We start from the raw sequence: 20,531 nt of genomic DNA, 5'->3' as shown, positions 1-20,531 counted from the left end.
CCGGCCCTCTCCCACAGGGAGAGGGTGAAAACCGATCCCGTAGGCCCGGTAAGCGCAGCGCCACCGGGCATTGGCTAACGACTCAGAACGTCCACGAAACGCTGCCGACAATGCTGCGCTCTGCACCGAAGTAGCAGTAAGAGAGCGAGTTACACGCCGCAACGTAGCTTTTGTCCGTCAGGTTATTGACGTTCAACTGCGCGCTCACGCCCGTGAGCCCCACTTTCGACAGGTCATACCCCACGACCATATCCACCAGGGTGTATGACGGTAGCGTATGGGTGTTCTGACGATCGCTGGCGATCCCGTTGACATAGCGCACGCCGGAGCCGACGGTCAGGCCGTCCAGCGGGCCGCTTTTGACGTCGTAGCTCAGCCAGGCGCTGGCCATGTTACGCGGGGCATAGACGGCGCGCTTGCCCTCCTCTTCCGGGCTGCTCTTCTTGTAGCGAATATCCGTATAGGTGTAGGCCGCCTGCATGCGCAGGCTGTCGGTCAGCTGTCCAATCGCCTCCAGCTCAACGCCTTCGGATTCGATTTCACCGATGGAACGGTACGGATCGGTCGGCTCCTCTTTAGTGGCAATGTTCTTCTGGTTGATGCGGAACACCGAGGCGCTGAACTGGCTGTTCATCCCCTCCGGCTCATACTTCACGCCCGCTTCCCACTGCTTGCCCTTCATCGGATCCAGGATATTCCCCTGCTCGTCGGCAAAGCTGGTCGGCGTAAAGGCGGTGGAGTAACTGACGTACGGCGCGACGCCGTTATCAAACAGATACAACAGCGCCGCGCGGCTGCTGAAGTTGTTTTTATCCAGATCGCTGCGGGTATGGTTGAAGTTGTCGACGTTCGACACGCTCACCTGGTCGTAACGCCCACCCAGCGTGAGGCGCCAGCGGTCAATGGACATCTGATCCTGCAGGTAGTAGCCGGTCTGGCGCAGCTTATGCTTTTCCCGGCTGTACTGGGTGATATAGTCCGGCTTCGCGCCATAAGCAGGATGGAAAGCGTCAATCGGCGGGAAGCCGCCGTAGTAGCCGGTGACGTTGTTGGTGCGGTCCTGGTAGTCCATGCCGATCAGCACGCGGTGGTTCACCTCGCCGGTATCGAAGCTGCCGTCGACCTGGTTATCCAGGGTGATGGCGTTCATCTTCTCGTCGGAGCCGGAATAGCCGCGGTTCAGCTCGGTGTCGTTCAGCCAGCCTGCGGCATACACCTGGTTCAGCTCGACTTTGGTGTGCAGGTAGCGCAGCTTCTGACGCACGGCCCAGCCGCTGTCAAACAAGTGCTCGATGTTATAACCGACCATGTTTTCCCGACGATCGTACTTGTCGTAATCGTCTTCACCTTCAAAAAAGGTGTTGGAGATTTTCTTACCGCTGTGCGGCACGACGGTGCCCTCATACGGCAGGCCGGAGTGGCTGCCGCCTTCCGGATCGCGGTGCAGGTAGGCCATCAGATCCAGACGGGTATTATCGGTGATACGCCAGGTCAGGCTCGGCATCAGCGCGTAACGCTCTTCTTTGAGCGGATCGAACTGGGAATCGGCATAGCGGGTCATCCCGCTGAGGCGCACCGCCACGCGGTCGTTATCATCAACCGGGCCGGTCACGTCGAACATCGCCCCGCGCTGGTTATTGTTACCGGCGAAGAGCTTGATCTCCCCGCCCGGATCGAACGATGGCTTACGGGAGGTGAGCGCCACGATGCCGCCCGGCGATGAGCGACCGTACAGCACGGAGGCCGGGCCGCGCACGACTTCGATACTGTCCAGGAACCACGGATCAACCACCAGCGAGCTGTGGGAATTGGTGTCGCCCATCATCTTCAGGCCGTCGAGGTAGACGTTGTCCAGGCTGCCGTCCGAGAAGCCGCGCAGCACCATGTAGTCGAAGCGGTTTGATGCCCCAATCTGGTTGCTGTAGACCCCCGGCGTGTAGCTCACGGCCTGACGCACGCTGGTTGCGCCCTGCTCTTCGAACTGCTCGCGGGTGACGATAGAGACCGATTGCGGGGTTTCAATATCCGGCGTTTCAAGCTTGGTGGCCGCAGACTGCATCTGCGAGGTCACCACCACGGTGTCAGTTTTTTGGGCATCCTGCGCCAGTAAAGGAAAAGCGACGCTACCGGTAACCCATCCCACCAGCAGTGCCAGACGCGATTTAGCAAACATAACCCTCTCCAGAGATATTTCTTATTGTTAATAAGAATTATTACCTTTTTGAGGGTGCAAACAGCTATGCGCGCCGCCAGGTTATGTATGCGCGATGCTAAACCGCACGGGATACGTTCGCGCGATGGACAAAATTACGTTAGCGGAGTTTGCGCACGTCACCCGGTGAAATCCCGTAATGACGACGAAACGCGGTGGCGAAGTTGGTGGCATGCTGATACCCGCACATCCAGGCGGCCTGCTGTACGCTATGGCCTTCCAGCAGATAGCGACGCGCCAGCGCAAGGCGACAGTCGCGGAGATAATCGAAGAGTGTGCAGCCGTAGCGTTGACGGAACTTGCTGCGCAGGCTGCTTGGGCTCATGGCAGCAAGGGCTGCCAGCTGCGCGAGTGTATGGTCACGTTCAGGAGACTGTTCCAGCAGGCACCGGACGCGTTCCAGACGCGCATGCTCAGGGCGGCTCGGGCAGGGCAGCTGGCACTGGTTCAGGCCGTGGCCGAGCAGCTGGTACATGAGCCCCTCCAGCAACAGCTTACGCGAGAGCACGCTTCCCCCCTGCCGCTGTGCATGCTGAATGCCTGACATCACAAACTCGGGAACGTGCCAGACAAACGCGGGGGTATTCAGGCTTTGCCATTCCAGCAGCAGCGACTCAAGCAGGGCTTCACGTCCGGCATCGTGCGGGTACACGCCAAACGAGAGCGTTTTCAGCGTGCTGTCAGCATCGTGACGCGCGCTCATCACCTGATCTTCACTCAGACGGGAGCTGAACGCCATGCCCGGGCGGACGGGATAATCGATACCATTGAGCGTGAGCGTCACGCACCCTTCCAGCACCACCAGCATATAAAGCGGGCTGCTGTGGCGAGAGGTGGTTTCATAGGGCTGTAATACACGTACGTCGGAATGGGTCAGTGAAATGCCGGACGAGAGCGTCATCTCTTCAACATTCCCCTGCAACACGGGGCTGCCGCTGACCTGCTCATCTTTTAGCTGCGGGAAACGGTAGTCGATGCCGTAGCGCTCGCCGAATATTTGAAAATCCTCAACAAAAAATATGCGCTTCGCTGATGTATTTTCACTCTGGAGCATAATTCGGAGCCTGCATCGGGGAAAGGACAGGCAAAACAGTACCATTCATTTGCCATGGCAGCAATCACCGGGCGCAGACACTATTACGCTCCGGACGAAGCCGGAGCGAAGGCGTATATTTCTTTACGAGAAATATATTTATGCTTCCTGCCACTCAGCAAAAACCTCTTTATGGTTTTTGGTCAGGACAACTTTATTATCTTCGACCTTATCGACCCAGCCGAGAGGAATAAAGTGGTGCTTGCCGCCTGATTCCGGGTCGCTCTTTGCAAGCTTGATACGCTCACCATCAAGATGGTCCACAACCCCGACATGCGTTCCGCAGCTGGCGACAACCTGAGTGTGATCCTTAATTGCGCTTTTATCTACCATATTAATTCTCCTGTTTCGGTTATTTGCCTGTTGCACGAAATTAACTGTAGCGCATAAATTCGGACCTGAAATGCGTATTAGCATTTTGAAACATCATTGACAGAACCGAATATTATGTCTATTTAGCGCCGAAATGAAAAAATAAGAATGAGATGAATTATTAGCGACTGATTATTTTCCGTTCATAATTAAAGTATCGCAACCAACGAGGAGGTATTTATGACGATTCGCAACAATCGGACAGAAATTTCGCTGGCTCTTGGTGAAGCGGTCTTAGACATCGTGCAAAAAGGCCATGAGGTATCGCGAGAAAATCTCGCCCAGGCGATGAAAATCAAAGCGGAAAAAGAGCGCGACGATGAGCGGCTTCTGAACTACTGGAAGGCCTGTAATATGCTGGTTTGAACGTAGCGGCGTTTAGTCTGACTAAACGCCGCAGTCTGTTACTCGTCGAAGTACCAGTATCCCTGGTTAATCAATCCGGTCAACTCTTCCACAAACGCCGGATTATTCAGCGCTACACCCAGCTCGGCCTGGCCGAGCTGGGTGTAGCGGGACAGCGCGTCCGCCCCGTTCACATCCGCCGTCTCCAGCTGTTCGCTGTTGATAAAGAAGCTGCCGTTGACGTTCAGCACGCGCAGCCCGCTCAGGCGTGAAAGCGTTTCGCCCCCTTGCAGCGCGTCGAGCACCTCGTCTGCGGAATACGGCGGCTCGGCGGCGGCAATATCCAGCTCGTGACGCGGCGTGGAGACGAAGCTGCCGAACCATTTTGTAAAATCATCCGGCTTGCTAATCATGTCGATCATCATCTGGCGAATGCGATCGAGCTCGTACTGCTCCACGCGGCCCGGGTGTTCGCGGCAGGTCAGATCCGGATCGCTGTAGTGCTCGCCACCCAGATCGTTTTCCAGCGCGTAATCGGCAAAGCTGCTAATCAGATCGCGACCGTTCGGCCCGCGGAAACCGACAGAGTAGTTGAGCGCGGTTTCATGGGTGAAGCCGTCATGCGGGAATCCAGGCGGAATATAGAGGATATCGCCCGGGGCCAGATCTTCGTCAATGATTGGCTCAAACGGATCGACGTGCAGCAGGGCCGGATGCGGACAGAACTGACGCATCGGCAGCTTGTCACCCACGCGCCAGCGACGGCTACCCATCCCCTGAATAATAAACACATCGTACTGATCGATATGCGGCCCAACGCCGCCGCCCGGGACGGAGAAGGAGATCATCAGGTCATCGAGACGCCAGTCCGGCAGGACGCGGAACGGACGCACCAGCTCTGCGGCGGGCATATGCCAGTGGTTCACCGCCTGCGCCAGCAGAGACCAGCCGGTTTCACCGAGGTTATCGAAATGCTCAAACGGGCCATTGCTCGCCTGCCACTTGCCGTTAGCATGGCTTACCAGGCGGCTGTCGACTTCCGGCTCCATCGCCAGACCCGCCAGTTCATCAGGGGTAATGGGGTCGACAAAATTCGGGAAGGCATTTTTCAGCACAACGGGTTGTTTTTGCCAGTATTTCTCAAGAAATTCCGGCCAGTCGAGGTTCAGTTGATACGCCATGGTTAGCACCAGTGAGAGGGGAGACAGGCGCGATTATAGAAGAGACAGCCAGGGGGGAACTTGTCATGGGTCAATCGAGCGCGCGTAGGTCGGGTAAGGCGAAGCCGTCACCCGACGCACGCGCGGGCTAAAACTTAATCCAGGTTCAGCTCGTCATAATGGGTGATCAGTTTGCCCACGATGCCGTAGTCCAGCGCTTCCGCCGGTGACATCCAGAAGTTACGGTCGGTGTCCTTCTTCACTTTCTCCAGCGGCTGGCCGGTGGCGTCAGCAATCAGTTTGTTCACGCGTTCCAGCATGCGGATAATCTCGCGCGCTTCGATTTCGATATCCGTTGCCTGACCGCGCACGCCGCCCAGCGGCTGGTGGATCATAAAGCGGGTATTCGGCAGCGAGTAGCGGTGCTCTTTTTTCGCCGCCAGGAAGATGGTGATCCCGGCGCTTGCCACCCAGCCGGTGCCAATGACGTGCACTTCCGGTCGGATAAACTTAATGAAGTCGTGGATGGTGTCGCCCGCTTCCACGTGGCCGCCCTGGCTGTTGATGTACAGCTTGATCGGATCGTTGCTGACGCTTTGCAGCAGGATCATCTGAGTGATGACTTTCTGGGCCAGCTCCTGGTTGATCTCACCGGAGATGACAATCGAACGGGATTCCAGCAGTTTTTGCTGTAGAGCGCCCGCGCCGCTTGTTCCTTCCGCTTTTTCTTTATCGTCACTGCTTTTCAGTGTGTAGTGCATCGTTATGTCCTCAGCTTGTCGCGCTCAAAATCAGAGTGTAGCCTGTTTTACCCGTCGGCGTCCTCACACAAAACATCGTGGCTCAGGATGAATATCGCCTGTGTCACGCTCTGGCTTCGCAGCCGGAAAGGTCTCTAAAAACAGCGCTCCGATCCTAACCAATTCGCCACATTTTTATTACACTTTCATATCATCTTCATATTGCCGAATGATAATAATTATTAATGTGTTAGTATGAATGAGGATAGCAAACAGTCGCTTACGTTCAAAAAGGCGCATTTTATTCTCGATGGTTTACTGATCACACCGGGGCGGTGAATGGAACACATTGTTTATGTGGTTGATGACGATGACGCTGTCAGGCAGTCCGTTGTTGGGCTGCTGGAATCAGCGGATATACACGCCCTTGGCTTTTCCTCAGCAGAAGCCTTTCTCAGCCATCCCTTTGAGGATCTGCCCTCCTGCGTGATTCTCGATATGCAGATGCCCACGATCACCGGGTTTGATGTCGCAGATGCGCTGAAAGCCAACGGGCGAGAAATACCGATCATTTTTCTCACCGGTCACGGCACCATCCCTATGTCCGTCCGGGCGATCAAAGGCGGGGCCTACGAATTTCTCACTAAACCCGTTGAATCCAGCGCCCTCATTGGCTCTATCGAATCCGCGCTCAGGCTGGCACAGCACAACGCCGCCCGCGTCAAAGAGCACTACGCCCTGAAACAGCGCCACATGTCCCTCACGCCGCGCGAGCATGAGGTGCTTGAGCTTGCCATCAGCGGCAAGCTCAACAAGCAGATCGCCGCCGAGTTGGGCGTCAGTGAGATTACGGTGAAAGTACACCGCCGCCGGGTGATGGAGAAAATGCAGGTCCGCTCCGTGGCCGAGCTGGTCAGGGCCGTCGAGCGCCTGACAAAACATCAGCCAGCGGAATAACCGTTACGCCTCCTGTTCGGCAAGCGGCAGCGCGAAGGTAAACACCGTGCCGTACGGCTCTCTGCGGCGCGCGCTCAGTTTTCCCCGGTGCCGTTCAATGATGCTGGCGCTGATGGTCAGCCCCATCCCCATTCCCTGCGCTTTGGTCGAATAGAACGAGTCAAAGATCCGCTCGGTGAGCTCCGGCTCAATGCCGCTGCCGGTATCGGCGATCTCAAAGATCACCTTCCCTTCGGCGCAGTTCGCGGTGGCGATCGTGATGCAGCACGGGCGATCCGTCACTTCCGCCATCGCTTCCATCGCATTCATCACCAGGTTAAGCAGCACCTGCTGGATCTGCACGCTGTCGCCGATGATAAAGCTGTCGTCAGCGTTCAGGAGATAATCAACGCTTATGTGTCGCAGCTCAAGTTCGCTGCGGGAGAGCATAATGATGTGGTGGATCAGGAAGTGCAGATCGATGCGCGTAAACGTGGGGTCCTGTTTGCGCGTCAGAGATTGAATGCTGCGGATGATCTCCCCTGCCCGCTCGCCCTCGGCGGCGATCTCCTCCAGCCCCTCTCGCACTTTGTCCAGCCGCGCCGGATCGCGGTTGAGCCAGCGCAGGCTCGCGCCGGCGTTCGAAACAATCGACATCAGCGGCTGGTTGATCTCGTGCGCGATCGAGGAGGTGAGTTGCCCGACGGTGGTGGCCCGTGAGACTCGCGCCAGATCCGCCTGCGCCACCCGCATCGCATCTTCCGCCGCCCGCTGGCTGGTGATGTCGGTAATGATGCCGTAATACTCATTCACCTCGCTGCCCACGCCCACCGGATCGCCAATCCCGAGGATGTAGCGAACGGAGCCGTCGGTGCGGATAATGCGAAACTCCGCGCGCATCGACAGCCCGTCACGCACGCTCTGATTAACGAGGTTACCGATCCGGCCATAATCATCCTCATGCACGAAGGTCAAAAACTCCGCCATTGAGATCATCTTTTGCTGCTCCGGCAGGCCAAGAATACGGGCGTACTCTTCGGACATAAACATCAGATCCTGCACCAGCTCCCAGCGCCAGCTGCCGGTATGACTGATCTGCTCACCCAGCATCAGCGAGGTCTGGCTGGCGCGCAGCTCTTTCTCCACCCGTCGGCGGTGGATGTTTTCCGCCAGCAGCTCGGCGTAAAGCCGCGCCGTCTCCAGCGAAACCGCCGCCTGCGCGCCCAGCAGGCTGACCACGCGCGAATGTTCGGCGGTAAACACTTCCGGCATCAGGCGGTTTTCCAGATACAGCACCCCCACCAGTCGCGCCTGTTTGAACATCGGGACACACATCACGGCGGCGCCGGACGTCACCAGATAAGGATCCTGGCTGAACGGGTGAAATTCCTCCGGTTTGCCGGTGCGGATCTCCTGCCCGGTGCGGATCACCGCGGCCAGCACCGACAGCGGCATGTCCGTCGCCATCGGTGTCTCTTTCAGGATGCGAACCCGCACCCCGTCGGTGCTGGTCCTGGCGCTGGCTTCGATCTCCGGGATGTGATTATCGCTGACGCGAAGCAGCAGGCCACGCTGCGCCCCGGCCCGTTCAAGCAGCAGCGTCATCAGGTTTTCAATTAAACGCTCGAGGTTGATTTCTTCGGACAAGGCGCGTGAGGCTTTGATGACGCTCTGTAAATCGCGGATCACCTCGTTCTGAGCAAATGCCACGGTGTCGTACGCGCGGCTCTGCCCGGAGGCCAGCAGATGCGGGAAATCCTGCTCCAGCTGACGCACCTTGGCCTGCGCCCCGGCGCGGCCCCAGGCGGCAATCGAACCGCGGAAATGGGCGTCGGAGGCGGTCGGGTAGCCGCAGGCCAGCGAGAAACGCCCTGCCAGCTCGTGGGCCAGGGCATTGATCGGGTTAAACCCGCCCTCCCGCGAGAGCCGCACCGCCTTTTCATACTGCTCCAGCGCGATGCTGTTCATGCCGTCCAGACGGACGATTTCGGCATAAATCAGCGCCTCTTTATCGGCAAACGTGCCCGGATTGATCCGCGCCCAGAGGGCAATTTTGTCGTAATGGTGATGAATACTGCGGCGATAATCCGCCGAGAAGGTCTCCGGCGTAAGCTGGCGGGAGAGCGCCAGCGCGCTGTAAAAATGGTAATCCAGCAGATGGATATGGCCCGGTGCGGACCACGCATACCAGCCCGCCCTCTCTAAATCCGCCTGCGCGTCGGCGTATTCGCCGCAGGTAAAGTGCGCCATCCCGCGATAGAGCCAGTACCAGAACAGCATGGTCGAGGTCTGCTCGGGCGCCTGCTCCGGCGGTGCGGGCAGCAGATCGTCAGGCAGCGCCTGGGCGGCGCTCCATGTGCCCGTCACCGGCGTGCGTAAAAACTCCACGTAGCGGCGCTGAATGTGCAGAACGGTTTCAATGTCCTGATAATCCGTTTTACGCACAAAGGCCAGACCGCGATCAATGCTGGTCAACACGCCGTCCAGATGATCGCCCCGGGAGAGGAAGTTAATGATCTGATGACAAGCCGCGAAGCAGGCCATCGTCATGTCGCCGTGGGTCACCGCCGAGGTAAAGCAGGCCTTGGCGCACTCGATAGTGTACGACAGCGGCTGGGTCCAGACGCTGAGCTGGTCGAGCGGCAGCAGAGTTTTAGCTTCATAGGCATCATAGCCGTGGCGGTTCACCAGCTCGCGAGCCAGCGTGCCGTACTCAAACCCGAGACGGTATTCGGCGTAGCGGTGGCCAATCAGCACGCCAAACCAGGCCATCGCCGTGGTGGATGCGCCGGTTATGCCGCGATCGAGCGTGAGGTGCATCATCCGGCACAGGAGTAAAAAGTGCAGGCGCGGGCAGGTAAAGCTGGCGAAAATACTGGCGCTGTAAAGCAGGTTCATTACCGCTTCGGTCTCCGCGCTCTCCATCAGCTTAAGCTGAGTAAACGGGTTCTGCGGCGCGTCGGCGGTGCGTTGACAGAACTGCTGCCAGGCCTCGTCACATTCGGCATTTTCCGGGTAGCGGCTGATCTGGATCCCGAACACGCCCAGCCAGCATAACGACGCCTCCAGCGCCAGGCGGATCTCCGACTGGCGCATATAGACTTCCGCCAGCAGGTTAGCGGCCAGCGCTTTCTCCGTCAGCCCGCCCGGTGAGCCGAGGATCGTATCGCACAGCGCGCGCGTGCGCTCCAGGTGCCCGAGCGCGAACTCACAGCCCGCCTCTTCGATATCCAGCATAAAGTCCGAGACCGGACCCGCGTTCCCCAGCGCTCTGGCGGTCTGGATGTAACTTAAGGCGGAAAGGTAATCGCCGGTACGCTTCGCACGCCGCGCGGCCTGGAGGCTCAGCTCACGGAATCTCTGGCGCTGCGGCGCAGGCTGGATGCAGTCCAGCGCGGCGCTGACGTGGTGAACCGCGCGGAACAGTAGTTCGTTACCCGCCGTCTGCCGCGCGGCATCCGCCAGCAGGCTGGCGGTGGTCAGGTGCAGATGGCTTTTCTCGCCCTCATCCAGCAGGGCAAAGGCGGCTTCCTGCACCCGATCGTGGGTAAAAGCGTACTCTTTCTCCGTCAACACAATCAGCTGAGCGGTAACCGCCGGGTGAAGGGCGTAGCGGATTTCCGCCGCCGACTGCCCCACCACGCGGCACAGCATCTCCAGCTCGCCCGTGCAGCCGAGGCAGGCGATGCTGCCCAGCAGGCGGCGCGTCTCGTCGGGCATCTCTTTGAGCTGTTCAAGCACCAGCGTCACCACGTTCTCGGTGTAATGCCGGGCGCGGATGGCCTGGAGATCGTAATGCCATTTCCCCTGATATTTGTTGTGCACCACCAGTCCGTCATCGACGATGCGGCGGAAAAATTCCTGAACGAACAGCGGGTTGCCGCCGGTTTTTTCATGGATCAGCGTGGCAAGATCGGAGGTGCCGGTACTGCGGGCATGAAAAATCCCCCCGAGCCAGCGTGCCACGGCCTTCACCGACAGCGGCTGCGGCACGATCGTCATGGCATGCTGCGCCGCCTCCGGCAGGCTCGCCAGCGCGGTCTGCAAGCTGGGATCAGAAAGCGAACTGAGATCGCGGTGCGCCACCACCACCAGCAGCGGGATGGCGCCGCAGGCGCGCAGCAGGTGATCGAGCGTTTGCAGGCTGGCGGCGTCGATCCACTGCACATCATCCAGCAGCAGCACCAGCGGCGCGCCCTGGGTGGCGAAGGTTTTCACCAGCGCCAGCACCATATGGCTGAAGCGCGCCCGCGCGTCGATGGAAAATGTATCCGCAGAGAAACGCGGTTTGTTCTCAAGAAATAAATTCAGCTCCGGCACCAGGCTGACAGCCAGCTCCTCGAAGCCTTCCAGCGCGCGCGACAGGCGGGTTTTCCACGTCGCCACCTCCCCGGCTGGGAGCCCGAGCAGGTGCAGCGTGAGCGTCCGAAACGCCGAACTCAGCACGCCGTAGGGCAGCGTGGGAGAGTATTGATCGACCTTGCCCACCGCCAGCAGCACCTTGCGCTGTTGCAGCGATTTCAGCGTGGTGGCGATCACGGAAGATTTGCCGATCCCCGACGGACCGCCAATCGTCACCAGTTCCGGCGCACCGCTCTGGCTGACCCGCTCAAACGCGGCGATGACGTCGCTGCCCTGCGGATGCGCAGAGAAAAGCGAATCGGCAAGATGGATCGCCGGAGAGCGGTCCTGCTGGCCGGGAATAAAGTCGACGATCTCACCTTCGGCGGTCAGCGTCGCCTGGCAGCGCCTGAGGTCGGCAATCAGCCCGTCGACGGTCTGATAGCGATTCTCCGGATTCTTCTCCAGCAGCTTAAGGATAATGGTCGACAGCATGCCGGGTACGTCCGGACGCACCCGGCCCGGCGCAAGCGGCTCAGAGGCAATGTGGTAATGCGCCCAGTTAGTCTGGTCATCAGCGCTCAGTTCAAACGGCAATCGCCCGGTCAGAAGTTCATAAAGCACGATACCCAGACTGTAGAGATCGCTCCTGCTGTCGACGGCGCGCCGGGTACGCGTGGTGTGTTCCGGTGACATGTAGGCGGGCGTGCCGCCAGACGCGGCAAGCCGGGACTGGGAGAATGCGTCGGAGGTGGCGCAGGAAAGACCAAAGCTGCACAGACGGCTGGTGGCGTCGTGATGAACGAAGATCGACCCGGGTTTGATATCGCCGTGGATCAGGTTGTGCAGATGCATCTGGCGCAGGGGACCGCAGATGCGGATCGCCATCTCGATAAAGCGAGCGATCCCGGAAATCGCCTTACCTGCCCGGCACGCCAGCAGTTCAAAGCAGAACGGCGCGTAGACCAGCGCAAAACGTCCGCGGTACTGGGTTGAAGCGACGGGCCGGATAGCCCAGCCGTCATGAAGTCGATCGCGCAGGGCAAACTCGTTTTTAAGCAGCCGCGTTGCCCGCTCCTCTTCTTCATCGCTGACCGCGGTGGCAATAATAAACGAACCGCCTGACTGGGGATGCCGCCCGTTCATCCAGGAGATGCCGCCCTCCTGCGCCAGCACGGTAAAAATAACATCCTCTTTCAGAACAAAAGCCCGCCCTTCATGGAGACTTCCCCGGGCGGGCCAAAATGCAGGCGACGTTTGTTCGTTCATCCGCGATCCTTATTGTCGGCGGGTCAGCTCCCGCTGAATATGATCCAGCAGAATATCGATGTTAATCGGCTTACGCAAAAATGCAGCGGCGCCCAGGCTGAGTGCATACCGCTGCATATTTTCATCCGCATGGCCGGAGATAAACAGTATTGGCGGCGGCGGCGAGGCCAGCAACCGCAGCTTCTCAAACAGCTCGATCCCGTTCATGCCGCGCAGCTTGATGTCGGTGATCACCAGCGACGCGCCTGACAGGGCGAGAGGGTGGCTCAAAAACACCTCTGCCGAATCGAAGGTATCGGTAGCATACCCTTCCGATTGCAGCAGGTTACTGAGCCCGCTGCGAACAGAGCGTTCGTCATCAATGATGGCAATGCGCCACGGCAGCGTCATGCTGTCTTTCCTCAAACAATTCGTTACGCGTCGCGGCTTTCCTTCGCGGGCGCTGGGGGCGCGGTACCGCTGATTTTCGGTACGCATTCATGACGAAACCAGGCCAGGGTCAGCGGTTCGCGGCTCACCAGACGCCGTCCGATGGGGATCAGTTGTTCACCCACCAGCATGCCGAACAGGCCAAGCAGCGCGACGACCGGCGGCGCCGGGGAATGCACGTCGAGCAGGGCGTAAATTACCCCAGCCGCGACCCCGCACACCAGCGAAATAATCCAGGCCTTCATGATGACGCTCCGGTCAGGTGCTGAACGTGGGGAACCGTCACCTGCACGCCAGCGGGATTATCGCGGGATAAAAGATGACGCATCGCCTGTTCCCCTGCCAGCATACCCAGCAGGCCAATCAGCGCCAGCGCGGGCGGCGCGGGGGAACGCACCTTCAGCACGGCATACATCAGGCCAATCAGCACGCCTGCCGCGAGGGATATCAACCCTGTACTCATTGTGAACTCCAGAGAAAAAGGCAGTGACGAGCCGGATGAGGGACCAGCCCGCCGCCGGGATTTAGCGTGCCGGAACCGGCGCTAAGGTACGGTGCTCGCTCTTCTGGCGAGACGGCGCTTTGTGCACCATGGTGTAGGCATAATCCACGCCCATGCCGTAGGCGCCGGAGTGCTCGCGCACGATATCCATCACCGCGGTATAGGTCTCTTTATGTGCCCAGTCACGCTGCCACTCCAGCATCACCTGCTGCCAGGTCACCGGGATCACGCCCGCCTGGATCATGCGCTGCATCGCGAAGTCGTGGGCTTCTTTGGAGGTGCCGCCGGACGCGTCCGCTACCATATAAATTTCGTAGTCCCCTTCCAGCATCGCGCACAGGGCAAAGCTGTTGTTGCACACTTCGGTCCACAGGCCCGCGACAACCACCTTCTTCTTGCCGTTAGCCTTCAGCGCGTCACGCACCTTCTGGTCGTCCCAGGAGTTCATGGAGGTACGCTCCAGAATGTCCTGACCCGGGAACACGTCCAGCAGCTCCGGATAGGTGTTACCGGAGAAGCTTTCGGTCTCTACGGTGGTGATGATGGTCGGGATGTTGAACACTTTTGCCGCTTTCGCCAGCGCCACGGTGTTGTTTTTCAGCACCTGGCGGTCAATAGACTGCACGCCAAACGCCATCTGCGGCTGGTGGTCGATGAAGATGATCTGACAGTTGGCTGGGGTTAAGACTTCGAGTTTTGTAGTGGTCATAAGATTATCCAGTGAGGTTAAAGGTTAAAATCGCCGCGAACAGCACGCCGATAAAATCGCATTCATCCTATGACCCACGCCGCTGGCGCGTAATTATCTCTTCGTATAGTTAACCTTAGGTATAGTTATACTTTGGTATACCTATCCTATTGTATAACTGGATCTTTCCCGAAACCGGTTCCCATAATCCTGACCATTCCCCTCTCAGTCTGGAGCAGTTATGGTTACCCTCGGTAAAGCCGATCTCATTCTGGTTAACGGCCAGTTTCACACCGTCGATCGCGAGAACCCTCTCGCGGAAGCCGTTGCCGTGCGCGACGGGAAATTCCTGGAAGTGGGCACCGTCGCCGAGGTGATGCAACACCACTGCGACGGCACTAAGATGGTCGACTTAAAAGGCCACACCGCCATCCCCGGCCTGAACGACTCGCACCTGCACCTGATCCGCGGCGGGCTGAATTACAACCTCGAGCTGCGCTGGGAAGGCGTACCGTCCCTGGCAGATGCCCTGCGCATGCTGAAAGAGCAGGCCCTGCGCACGCCGTCGCCCCAGTGGGTGCGCGTGGTGGGCGGCTGGAGCGAGTTCCAGTTTGCCGAGCGCCGTATGCCAACTTTAGACGAGATCAACGACGCCGCGCCGGATACGCCGGTTTTCATCCTGCACCTGTACGACCGCGCCCTGCTCAACCGCGCCGCGCTGAAGGTGGTCGGCTACACCAGGGACACGCCGAATCCGCCGGGCGGGGAGATCCAGCGCGACGCCAACGGCAACCCGACCGGGATGCTGATCGCCCGCCCGAACGCCATGATCCTGTACTCAACCCTCGCCAAAGGGCCGAAGCTGCCGCTGGAGCAGCAGGTCAACTCCACGCGCCAGTTCATGCGCGAGCTGAACCGCCTGGGGCTGACCAGTGCCATCGACGCGGGCGGCGGCTTCCAGAACTACCCGGAAGATTACGAGGTAATTGCCGAGCTGCACGAGAAAAAGCAGATGACCATCCGCATCGCCTACAACCTGTTTACCCAGCGTCCGGGCCACGAGCTGGAAGACTTTGAAAAATGGACCGACATGCTCACGCCGGGCCAGGGCAGCGACTTCTTCCGCCACAACGGCGCGGGCGAGATGCTGGTATTCTCCGCCGCCGATTTTGAAGATTTCCTCGAACCGCGCCCTGACCTCGCGCCGGGCATGGAGGACGAGCTGGAGCGCGTGGTGCGCCATCTGGTGGAGCACCGCTGGCCGTTCCGCCTGCACGCCACCTACAACGAATCCATCAGCCGCATGCTGGACGTCTTCGAGAAGGTGAACCGCGACATTCCGTTCAACGGGCTGCACTGGTTCTTCGACCACGCCGAAACCGTGTCACAGGCCAACATCGACCGCATCAAAGAACTGGGCGGCGGCATTGCCGTGCAGCACCGCATGGCCTTCCAGGGGGAATACTTCGCCGAGCGCTACGGCATCGAAGCCACCCGCCACACGCCGCCGGTGGCGAAAATGCTGGAGACCGGCGTGCCGGTGGGCTTAGGCACCGACGCCACCCGCGTGGCGAGCTATAACCCGTGGACCGCGCTCTACTGGCTGGTCTCCGGCCGCACCGTTGGCGGGATGCAGATGTACGATCACAGCGCCCGTCTGGATCGCGATACCGCCCTGATGCTCTGGACCCAGGGCAGCGCGTGGTTCTCCAGCGAGCAGAACCAGAAGGGGCAGATCAAAACGGGCCAGCTCGCGGATCTGGCGGTGCTCAGCAAAGATTACTTCCGTGTGCCGGAAGAGGAGATCAAGGGCATCGAGTCCGTCCTCACCGTGGTCAACGGCGATATCGTCTACGCCGCTGGCAGCTTTGGCCCGCTCGCACCGCCCGCCATTCCGGTCCTGCCCGAGTGGTCCCCGGTGGTGAAGGTGCCGGGCCACTACCGCAGCGCGCCGCCGCAGGCCGCACGCGTCGGCATGAGCGCCGTCCACCACTGCAGCGGCCCGTGCGGGGTTCATAGCCACCAGCATGATTTCGCCCGCACGTCAGAGATGCCGGTGTCCGACGATAACGCTTTCTGGGGGGCGCTGGGCTGCAGCTGCTTTGCATTCTGATGAAACAAAATGATGCTTCGCCCCGGATCGATCCGGGGCTGTTCTTCCTGCGCCTGACCGGCAGCCTGCTGCTGCTGTACGTGCACGGCCTGCCTAAGGTGCTCCACTTCAGCGAAGAGCTGACGCGCATCGAAGATCCGTTTGGCTTCGGACCTTACGCGAGCCTGATCCCGGCGATCGTCGCCGAGGTCATCTGCCCGCTGTTTATCATTGCAGGGGTTTACACCCGCCTGGCGTGCCTGCCGATTATCGCCGTACTGCTGGTGGCGATGCTGGCGGTCCACCCGAACTGGTCGATTGCCGAAGGGCAGTTTGGCTGGCTGCTGCTGATTATCTTCACCACCCTTGCCCTCACCGGGCCGGGCCAGTGGCGGCTGCAGCGTAAGGCAGCGGAGAGGTTCGCATGACCCAGGTTAACGACGTTCGCGACGCACACGTCGAGACGACGCCCGCATCGGCGGCTTCGCCCTGGCAGCCGCTGAGCCAGCCGGTATTCCGCATGCTGTGGATCGCCACGGTGGTCTCTAACGTCGGCTCATGGATGAGCGACGTCGGCATCAACTGGAGCATGCTGACGCTCAGCGCCGATCCGCTGGATATCGCGCTGGTGCAGGCGGCCAGCAGCCTGCCGATGTTCCTCTTCGCCCTGCCGTCCGGGGTGATGGCGGACATCGTTGACCGACGAAAATACCTGCTCTTCTCCCAGCTATGGGTATTCATCGCCGCTGCCGGGCTGACGCTGCTCTCTTTTACCGGACACGTCACCCCCACCGTTCTGCTGGCGGCAACGTTTCTGCTGAGCGTGGGCGCGGCCATGAGCTCGCCGCCGTTTCAGGCGATTGTGCCTGACCTGGTGAGCAAGCCCGAGCTGGGTTCCGCCGTGGCGCTTAACTCGCTCGGGGTCAACATCAGCCGGGCGATTGGCCCGGCGCTGGGCGGTTTTCTGCTCTCGCTGGCCGGGCCGTGGATGGTGTTTGCGCTTAACGCGCTATCCGTGGTCGGCGTGGCGTGGGTGCTGTGGCGCTGGCGTCCGGCGCCTTCCGTGCAGCGGCTGCCGCCGGAGCACTTCTTCTCGGCGGTGCGGTCCGGCATTCGCTACGTGCACGCCGCCCCGGTGCTGCGCAACGTGCTGGTGCGTACCGTGGCGTTCTTCGTTTTCGGCAGCGCGGGCTGGGCGTTACTGCCGCTGGTGGCGCGCCACGAGCTGGGCTTAGGCCCGGCGGGCTACGGCGTGATGCTGGCGTGTATCGGCCTGGGGGCGATTGCCGGGGCGATCCTGCTGCCGCGCCTGCGCCAGCGGCTGAATGCCGATCGGCTGATGGTGGCCGCCAGCCTGACGTTTGCCCTCACCATGCTGGCGCTGGCGTTCGTGCGCCACGTCTGGCTGCTGAACCTGTTTGAGTTTTTTACCGGCTTCGCGTGGATTGCGGTGCTCTCCACCCTCAACCTTGGCGCACAGCGCAGCGCCGCCCGCTGGGTAAAAGCCCGGGCGCTGGCTGTGTATCTGACGGTGTTCTTCGGCTCGATGACCGCAGGCAGCGCCGTCTGGGGGCAGATCGCCTCGCAGTTCGGCACCCCGACCTCGCTGGTGGTTGCCACGCTGGGGATGGTGCTGGCAAGCGCGACGGCGTTCCGCTGGAAGCTGGAGAAAGATCCGAATTTAAATCTCGACCTGAGCGGGCAGCCGCTGGACGGCGTGGAGATTGAACTCCCGAACGAGCGCGGCCCGGTGCTGGTGTCGCACGAGTACATCATCGACCCACAGAACGCGAAAGCGTTTTTGCAGGCCGTGCACGAGCTACGCCGGGTGCGCCGCCGCGCCGGAGCGATGAGCTGGGCGGTGTACGAGGATATCGAACGTCCAGGGCTGTTTATCGAGACCTTCCTGATGGGTTCCTGGATTGAGCATTTGCGCCAGCAGGAACGCCACACCATGAATGACCTCCTGTTGCAGAGCCGCGTTCTGGCTTTTCATCAGGGCACAACATCACCGGCAATTCGCTATCTGGTCGCGCCGGTATAACCATAACAATCACCTGCACAGGAACACACTATGGCACTGTTTAAGGCAAAAGACGGCACGCAGATTTACTACAAAGACTGCGGCGCGGGCAAACCGATCCTCTTCAGCCACGGCTGGCCGCTGGACGGCGACATGTGGGACAGCCAGCTGAACTACCTGGCCGAGCGCGGCTTCCGCGCCATCGCCTTTGACCGTCGCGGCTTTGGGCGTTCGGATCAGCCGTGGAACGGCTATGACTACGACACCTTTGCGTCCGACATTAACGACCTGATTACTACCCTGGATCTGCGCGACGTAACGCTGGTGGGCTTCTCCATGGGCGGCGGCGACGTGACCCGCTACATCAACAACTACGGCAGCGAACGCGTGGCTGGTCTGGCGCTGCTGGGCGCGGTGACGCCAATCTTCGGCAAATCCGACTCCTTCCCGCAGGGTGTGGATCAGAGCGTGTTCGACGGCATCCGTGACGGACTGCGTAAAGATCGCGCCCAGTTCATCAGCGACTTCGCCACCCCGTTCTACGGCACCAACGCCGGGCAGACCGTTTCCGCGGGTGCCCTGACGCAGACGCTGAACATCGCTCTGCTGGCGTCCCTCAAGGGCACCATCGACTGCGTGACCGCCTTCGCCGAAACCGACTTCCGTCCGGATATGGCGAAAATCGACGTGCCGACGCTGGTGATCCACGGCAGCAACGACCAGATCGTGCCGTTTGAAAGTACCGGCAAGCTGGCGGCGGAGATGATCAAAAACGCCACGCTGAAGGTGTACGACAACGCGCCGCACGGCTTCGCGCTGACCCACCAGGATCAGCTCAACGAAGATCTGCTGGCGTTTGTGAAGTCGCTGTAAGTCATTACGCGAAGCCTGATGGCGCTTCGCTTATCAGGCCTACAAGGGCTGGTCCTGTAGGCCTGGTAAGGCGCAGCCACCACCCGGCGCTTTCGCAGACGCATTCCGCTCCGCCAGCAGCCGACAAATCTCCGCATGCCTCTCTTCGGTAAAGGTAAAGCGCGACATAAAGCCCATGCGAATCAGCGACCCTATCGCCGGTAACAAACAAATGCCGAAGAACAGCCCCGACAGCACGCTGTCGCTCTGTGACTGCGCTTGCGGCACATAGTTGATCATCGTCAGAAACACGCCGATTAACCCGCCGCCCACCGCCACCGACATCTTGCCGGTAAAGGTCTGCCCGGAGAAGGTGATCGCTGCGCAGCGCTTGTTAGTGTGGTACTCCGCGTACTCGATGGTGTCGGCAATCATCGACGAGGTGAGGATGTTGGTCATCATCACGAACAGCGTGCTCAGGCCGAGCAGGATAAACAGCAGCGCCGTGTGCTGATAGCCCGTGAACCACATCACCACGCGCACCGCCACGTCCAGCCCGCAGAGGATCATAAACAGCTTCCGCTTCTGCATCCGGCGCGTCAGCAGCGGGGCGACCAGGCACAGCACCGCCGCCACTATCCCCATCACGCCAATTGCCATTTGCAGGCTGCCGTCGCCCATGTTGTTGATAAAGAAGTAGATATAGAGTCCGCCCGCCACGTTATGGAACACGCAGAAAAAGAACGACAGCAGGACGATAAACAGCGGCTTGTTCTGGCGCAGGTTGTGGAAGGTGTCGCGCATCGTCACCTTTTCCGGGCTGGGCGGGACGCGCTCTTTGATCTGCATAAAGCCGTTGAGCATCAGCGGCAGGCCCACCAGCATCATCACCAGCGCCGCCATAAAGTAGCCTTTATCGTTGCTGTACTGGGCGAAGAACGCCGCCAGTTTCGGGAAGAAGATGTTGGCGCAGGCAATCCCGGCGTTTACCCCGAGCATTGCCGCCGTCACCGCGCGGGTGCGCTGGCCGGAGTCATTGGTCATCACCGACGACATCGACCAGAACGGGATATCGGAGATGGCGTACAGCGTCCCCCACAGGATATACGTCACCCCGGCGTAGAGGATTTTGGTGGTCATGTCCGCTTCGATTTTATAGAACGCCAGCAGGGTGACGCCGGTAATCAGCAGCGGCGCAATCAGTAAAAAGTGGCGAAACTTGCCAAACCGGCTGTTAATGGTGTCCATAATGCTGGCAAACAGCGGATCGTGAACCGCGTCCCACGCGCGGGCAATCAGGAAGATGGTACTTGCCGCCAGCGCCGAGATCCCCAGCACGTCGGTGTAAAAATAGTTTATAAACGAACCCACTAAACCAAAGCTAAAACACTGACCTAAACCATAGCCAAAGTAGGACCATAACTCGCGAGACGGTATTTTCATTGTCATTGCCATAGTGCGTACCTGGTTGCCCGGC

Annotated in this window: 17 protein-coding genes; 6 read left to right on the top strand and 11 right to left on the bottom strand. The window is 59.9% G+C overall.

The genetic code is table 11. The features are described 5' to 3' along the window. Positions 1–82: 82 nt before the first annotated feature. The 3 genes from foxA to L2Y28_RS02835 form a co-directional block, all read right to left on the bottom strand. Positions 83–2,191: a ferrioxamine B receptor FoxA gene (foxA, locus tag L2Y28_RS02845; protein WP_103891573.1), complete on the bottom strand. Its 2,109-nt coding sequence runs from the start codon at positions 2,189–2,191 to the stop codon at positions 83–85. A gap of 121 nt (positions 2,192–2,312) precedes the next feature. Continuing rightward, positions 2,313–3,266, bottom strand: a complete 954-nt coding sequence (locus L2Y28_RS02840; protein WP_022646930.1) for an AraC family transcriptional regulator — start codon at positions 3,264–3,266, stop codon at positions 2,313–2,315. A gap of 138 nt (positions 3,267–3,404) precedes the next feature. Next, positions 3,405–3,638: a DUF2171 domain-containing protein gene (locus L2Y28_RS02835; RefSeq protein ID WP_003863067.1), complete on the bottom strand. Its 234-nt coding sequence runs from the start codon at positions 3,636–3,638 to the stop codon at positions 3,405–3,407. A gap of 219 nt (positions 3,639–3,857) precedes the next feature. Here L2Y28_RS02835 and L2Y28_RS02830 point away from each other — a divergent pair, with 219 nt between their 5' ends. Further along, the gene (locus L2Y28_RS02830; protein ID WP_010427252.1) at positions 3,858–4,043 is read left to right on the top strand and encodes a hypothetical protein; all 186 of its coding nucleotides are present in this window, start codon (positions 3,858–3,860) and stop codon (positions 4,041–4,043) included. Between the two features lie 38 nt (positions 4,044–4,081). On the opposite strand, the gene L2Y28_RS02825 is transcribed toward L2Y28_RS02830, so the two are convergent. Both L2Y28_RS02825 and L2Y28_RS02820 read right to left on the bottom strand, forming a co-directional pair. Next, entirely contained in the window at positions 4,082–5,203 is a 1,122-nt protein-coding gene (locus tag L2Y28_RS02825) for a cupin domain-containing protein (protein WP_022646929.1), read from the bottom strand. A gap of 134 nt (positions 5,204–5,337) precedes the next feature. Beyond that, entirely contained in the window at positions 5,338–5,943 is a 606-nt protein-coding gene (locus tag L2Y28_RS02820) for an ATP-dependent Clp protease proteolytic subunit (RefSeq protein ID WP_022646928.1), read from the bottom strand. A 318-nt stretch (positions 5,944–6,261) separates the two neighbouring features. On the opposite strand from L2Y28_RS02820, the gene L2Y28_RS02815 reads away from it, so the two are divergent. Then, positions 6,262–6,879, top strand: a complete 618-nt coding sequence (locus L2Y28_RS02815) for a response regulator transcription factor (protein ID WP_022646926.1) — start codon at positions 6,262–6,264, stop codon at positions 6,877–6,879. 3 nt (positions 6,880–6,882) lie between these two features. Here L2Y28_RS02815 and L2Y28_RS02810 read toward each other — a convergent pair whose 3' ends face one another. The 5 genes from L2Y28_RS02810 to L2Y28_RS02790 form a co-directional block, all read right to left on the bottom strand. Further along, positions 6,883–12,468 carry an ATP-binding sensor histidine kinase gene (locus tag L2Y28_RS02810; RefSeq protein WP_022646925.1) on the bottom strand — a complete coding sequence of 1,862 codons (5,586 nt, stop codon included), beginning with the start codon at positions 12,466–12,468 and terminating at the stop codon, positions 6,883–6,885. 9 nt (positions 12,469–12,477) lie between these two features. Next, on the bottom strand, positions 12,478–12,858 hold the full coding sequence (locus L2Y28_RS02805; RefSeq protein ID WP_022646924.1) for a response regulator transcription factor: 381 nt from the start codon (positions 12,856–12,858) through the stop codon (positions 12,478–12,480). A 23-nt stretch (positions 12,859–12,881) separates the two neighbouring features. After that, on the bottom strand, positions 12,882–13,142 hold the full coding sequence (locus tag L2Y28_RS02800; RefSeq protein ID WP_006810276.1) for a XapX domain-containing protein: 261 nt from the start codon (positions 13,140–13,142) through the stop codon (positions 12,882–12,884). After that, a complete protein-coding gene (locus L2Y28_RS02795; protein WP_022646923.1) occupies positions 13,139–13,360 on the bottom strand; it encodes a DUF1427 family protein in 222 nt (73 codons plus the stop codon). The genes L2Y28_RS02800 and L2Y28_RS02795 overlap by 4 nt, the downstream gene beginning before the upstream one ends. Before the next feature lie 61 nt (positions 13,361–13,421). After that, a complete protein-coding gene (locus tag L2Y28_RS02790; protein ID WP_022646922.1) occupies positions 13,422–14,108 on the bottom strand; it encodes a hydrolase in 687 nt (228 codons plus the stop codon). 220 nt (positions 14,109–14,328) lie between these two features. Here L2Y28_RS02790 and L2Y28_RS02785 point away from each other — a divergent pair, with 220 nt between their 5' ends. From L2Y28_RS02785 to L2Y28_RS02770, 4 genes are read left to right on the top strand one after another with little or no spacing between them, the layout of a single operon-like run. Continuing rightward, positions 14,329–16,200: an amidohydrolase gene (locus L2Y28_RS02785; RefSeq protein WP_022646921.1), complete on the top strand. Its 1,872-nt coding sequence runs from the start codon at positions 14,329–14,331 to the stop codon at positions 16,198–16,200. Then, on the top strand, positions 16,200–16,607 hold the full coding sequence (locus L2Y28_RS02780; protein WP_022646920.1) for a DoxX family protein: 408 nt from the start codon (positions 16,200–16,202) through the stop codon (positions 16,605–16,607). Before L2Y28_RS02785 ends, L2Y28_RS02780 begins: the two co-directional genes overlap by 1 nt. Further along, positions 16,604–18,223, top strand: a complete 1,620-nt coding sequence (locus tag L2Y28_RS02775; protein ID WP_022646919.1) for an MFS transporter — start codon at positions 16,604–16,606, stop codon at positions 18,221–18,223. The genes L2Y28_RS02780 and L2Y28_RS02775 overlap by 4 nt, the downstream gene beginning before the upstream one ends. A gap of 30 nt (positions 18,224–18,253) precedes the next feature. Next, positions 18,254–19,075 carry an alpha/beta fold hydrolase gene (locus L2Y28_RS02770; protein ID WP_022646918.1) on the top strand — a complete coding sequence of 274 codons (822 nt, stop codon included), beginning with the start codon at positions 18,254–18,256 and terminating at the stop codon, positions 19,073–19,075. Positions 19,076–19,114: 39 nt separating this feature from the next. Here the strand turns inward: L2Y28_RS02770 and L2Y28_RS02765 are convergent, their stop codons facing one another. After that, positions 19,115–20,509: an MFS transporter gene (locus L2Y28_RS02765; protein WP_022646917.1), complete on the bottom strand. Its 1,395-nt coding sequence runs from the start codon at positions 20,507–20,509 to the stop codon at positions 19,115–19,117. Between the last annotated feature and the right edge of the window lie 22 nt (positions 20,510–20,531).

Origin of the sequence: Enterobacter sp. JH25, from assembly GCF_021725435.1 — a bacterium.
In the GTDB taxonomy this organism is placed as follows: domain Bacteria; phylum Pseudomonadota; class Gammaproteobacteria; order Enterobacterales; family Enterobacteriaceae; genus Enterobacter; species Enterobacter intestinihominis.
The sequence above is the reverse complement of the archived record's forward strand: the minus strand, read 5'-3'. Positions and strand labels throughout refer to the sequence as shown.

Coding starts and splice junctions, on each gene's coding strand:
- L2Y28_RS02765 (WP_022646917.1), bottom strand. CDS start 20,509: ATGGCAATGACAATGAAAATACCGTCTCGCGAGTTATGGTCCTACTTT.
- L2Y28_RS02790 (WP_022646922.1), bottom strand. CDS start 14,108: ATGACCACTACAAAACTCGAAGTCTTAACCCCAGCCAACTGTCAGATC.
- L2Y28_RS02830 (WP_010427252.1), top strand. CDS start 3,858: ATGACGATTCGCAACAATCGGACAGAAATTTCGCTGGCTCTTGGTGAA.
- L2Y28_RS02815 (WP_022646926.1), top strand. CDS start 6,262: ATGGAACACATTGTTTATGTGGTTGATGACGATGACGCTGTCAGGCAG.
- L2Y28_RS02820 (WP_022646928.1), bottom strand. CDS start 5,943: ATGCACTACACACTGAAAAGCAGTGACGATAAAGAAAAAGCGGAAGGA.
- L2Y28_RS02800 (WP_006810276.1), bottom strand. CDS start 13,142: ATGAAGGCCTGGATTATTTCGCTGGTGTGCGGGGTCGCGGCTGGGGTA.
- L2Y28_RS02770 (WP_022646918.1), top strand. CDS start 18,254: ATGGCACTGTTTAAGGCAAAAGACGGCACGCAGATTTACTACAAAGAC.
- L2Y28_RS02840 (WP_022646930.1), bottom strand. CDS start 3,266: ATGCTCCAGAGTGAAAATACATCAGCGAAGCGCATATTTTTTGTTGAG.
- L2Y28_RS02795 (WP_022646923.1), bottom strand. CDS start 13,360: ATGAGTACAGGGTTGATATCCCTCGCGGCAGGCGTGCTGATTGGCCTG.
- L2Y28_RS02775 (WP_022646919.1), top strand. CDS start 16,604: ATGACCCAGGTTAACGACGTTCGCGACGCACACGTCGAGACGACGCCC.
- L2Y28_RS02810 (WP_022646925.1), bottom strand. CDS start 12,468: ATGAACGAACAAACGTCGCCTGCATTTTGGCCCGCCCGGGGAAGTCTC.
- L2Y28_RS02825 (WP_022646929.1), bottom strand. CDS start 5,203: ATGGCGTATCAACTGAACCTCGACTGGCCGGAATTTCTTGAGAAATAC.
- L2Y28_RS02780 (WP_022646920.1), top strand. CDS start 16,200: ATGAAACAAAATGATGCTTCGCCCCGGATCGATCCGGGGCTGTTCTTC.
- L2Y28_RS02785 (WP_022646921.1), top strand. CDS start 14,329: ATGGTTACCCTCGGTAAAGCCGATCTCATTCTGGTTAACGGCCAGTTT.
- L2Y28_RS02805 (WP_022646924.1), bottom strand. CDS start 12,858: ATGACGCTGCCGTGGCGCATTGCCATCATTGATGACGAACGCTCTGTT.
- L2Y28_RS02835 (WP_003863067.1), bottom strand. CDS start 3,638: ATGGTAGATAAAAGCGCAATTAAGGATCACACTCAGGTTGTCGCCAGC.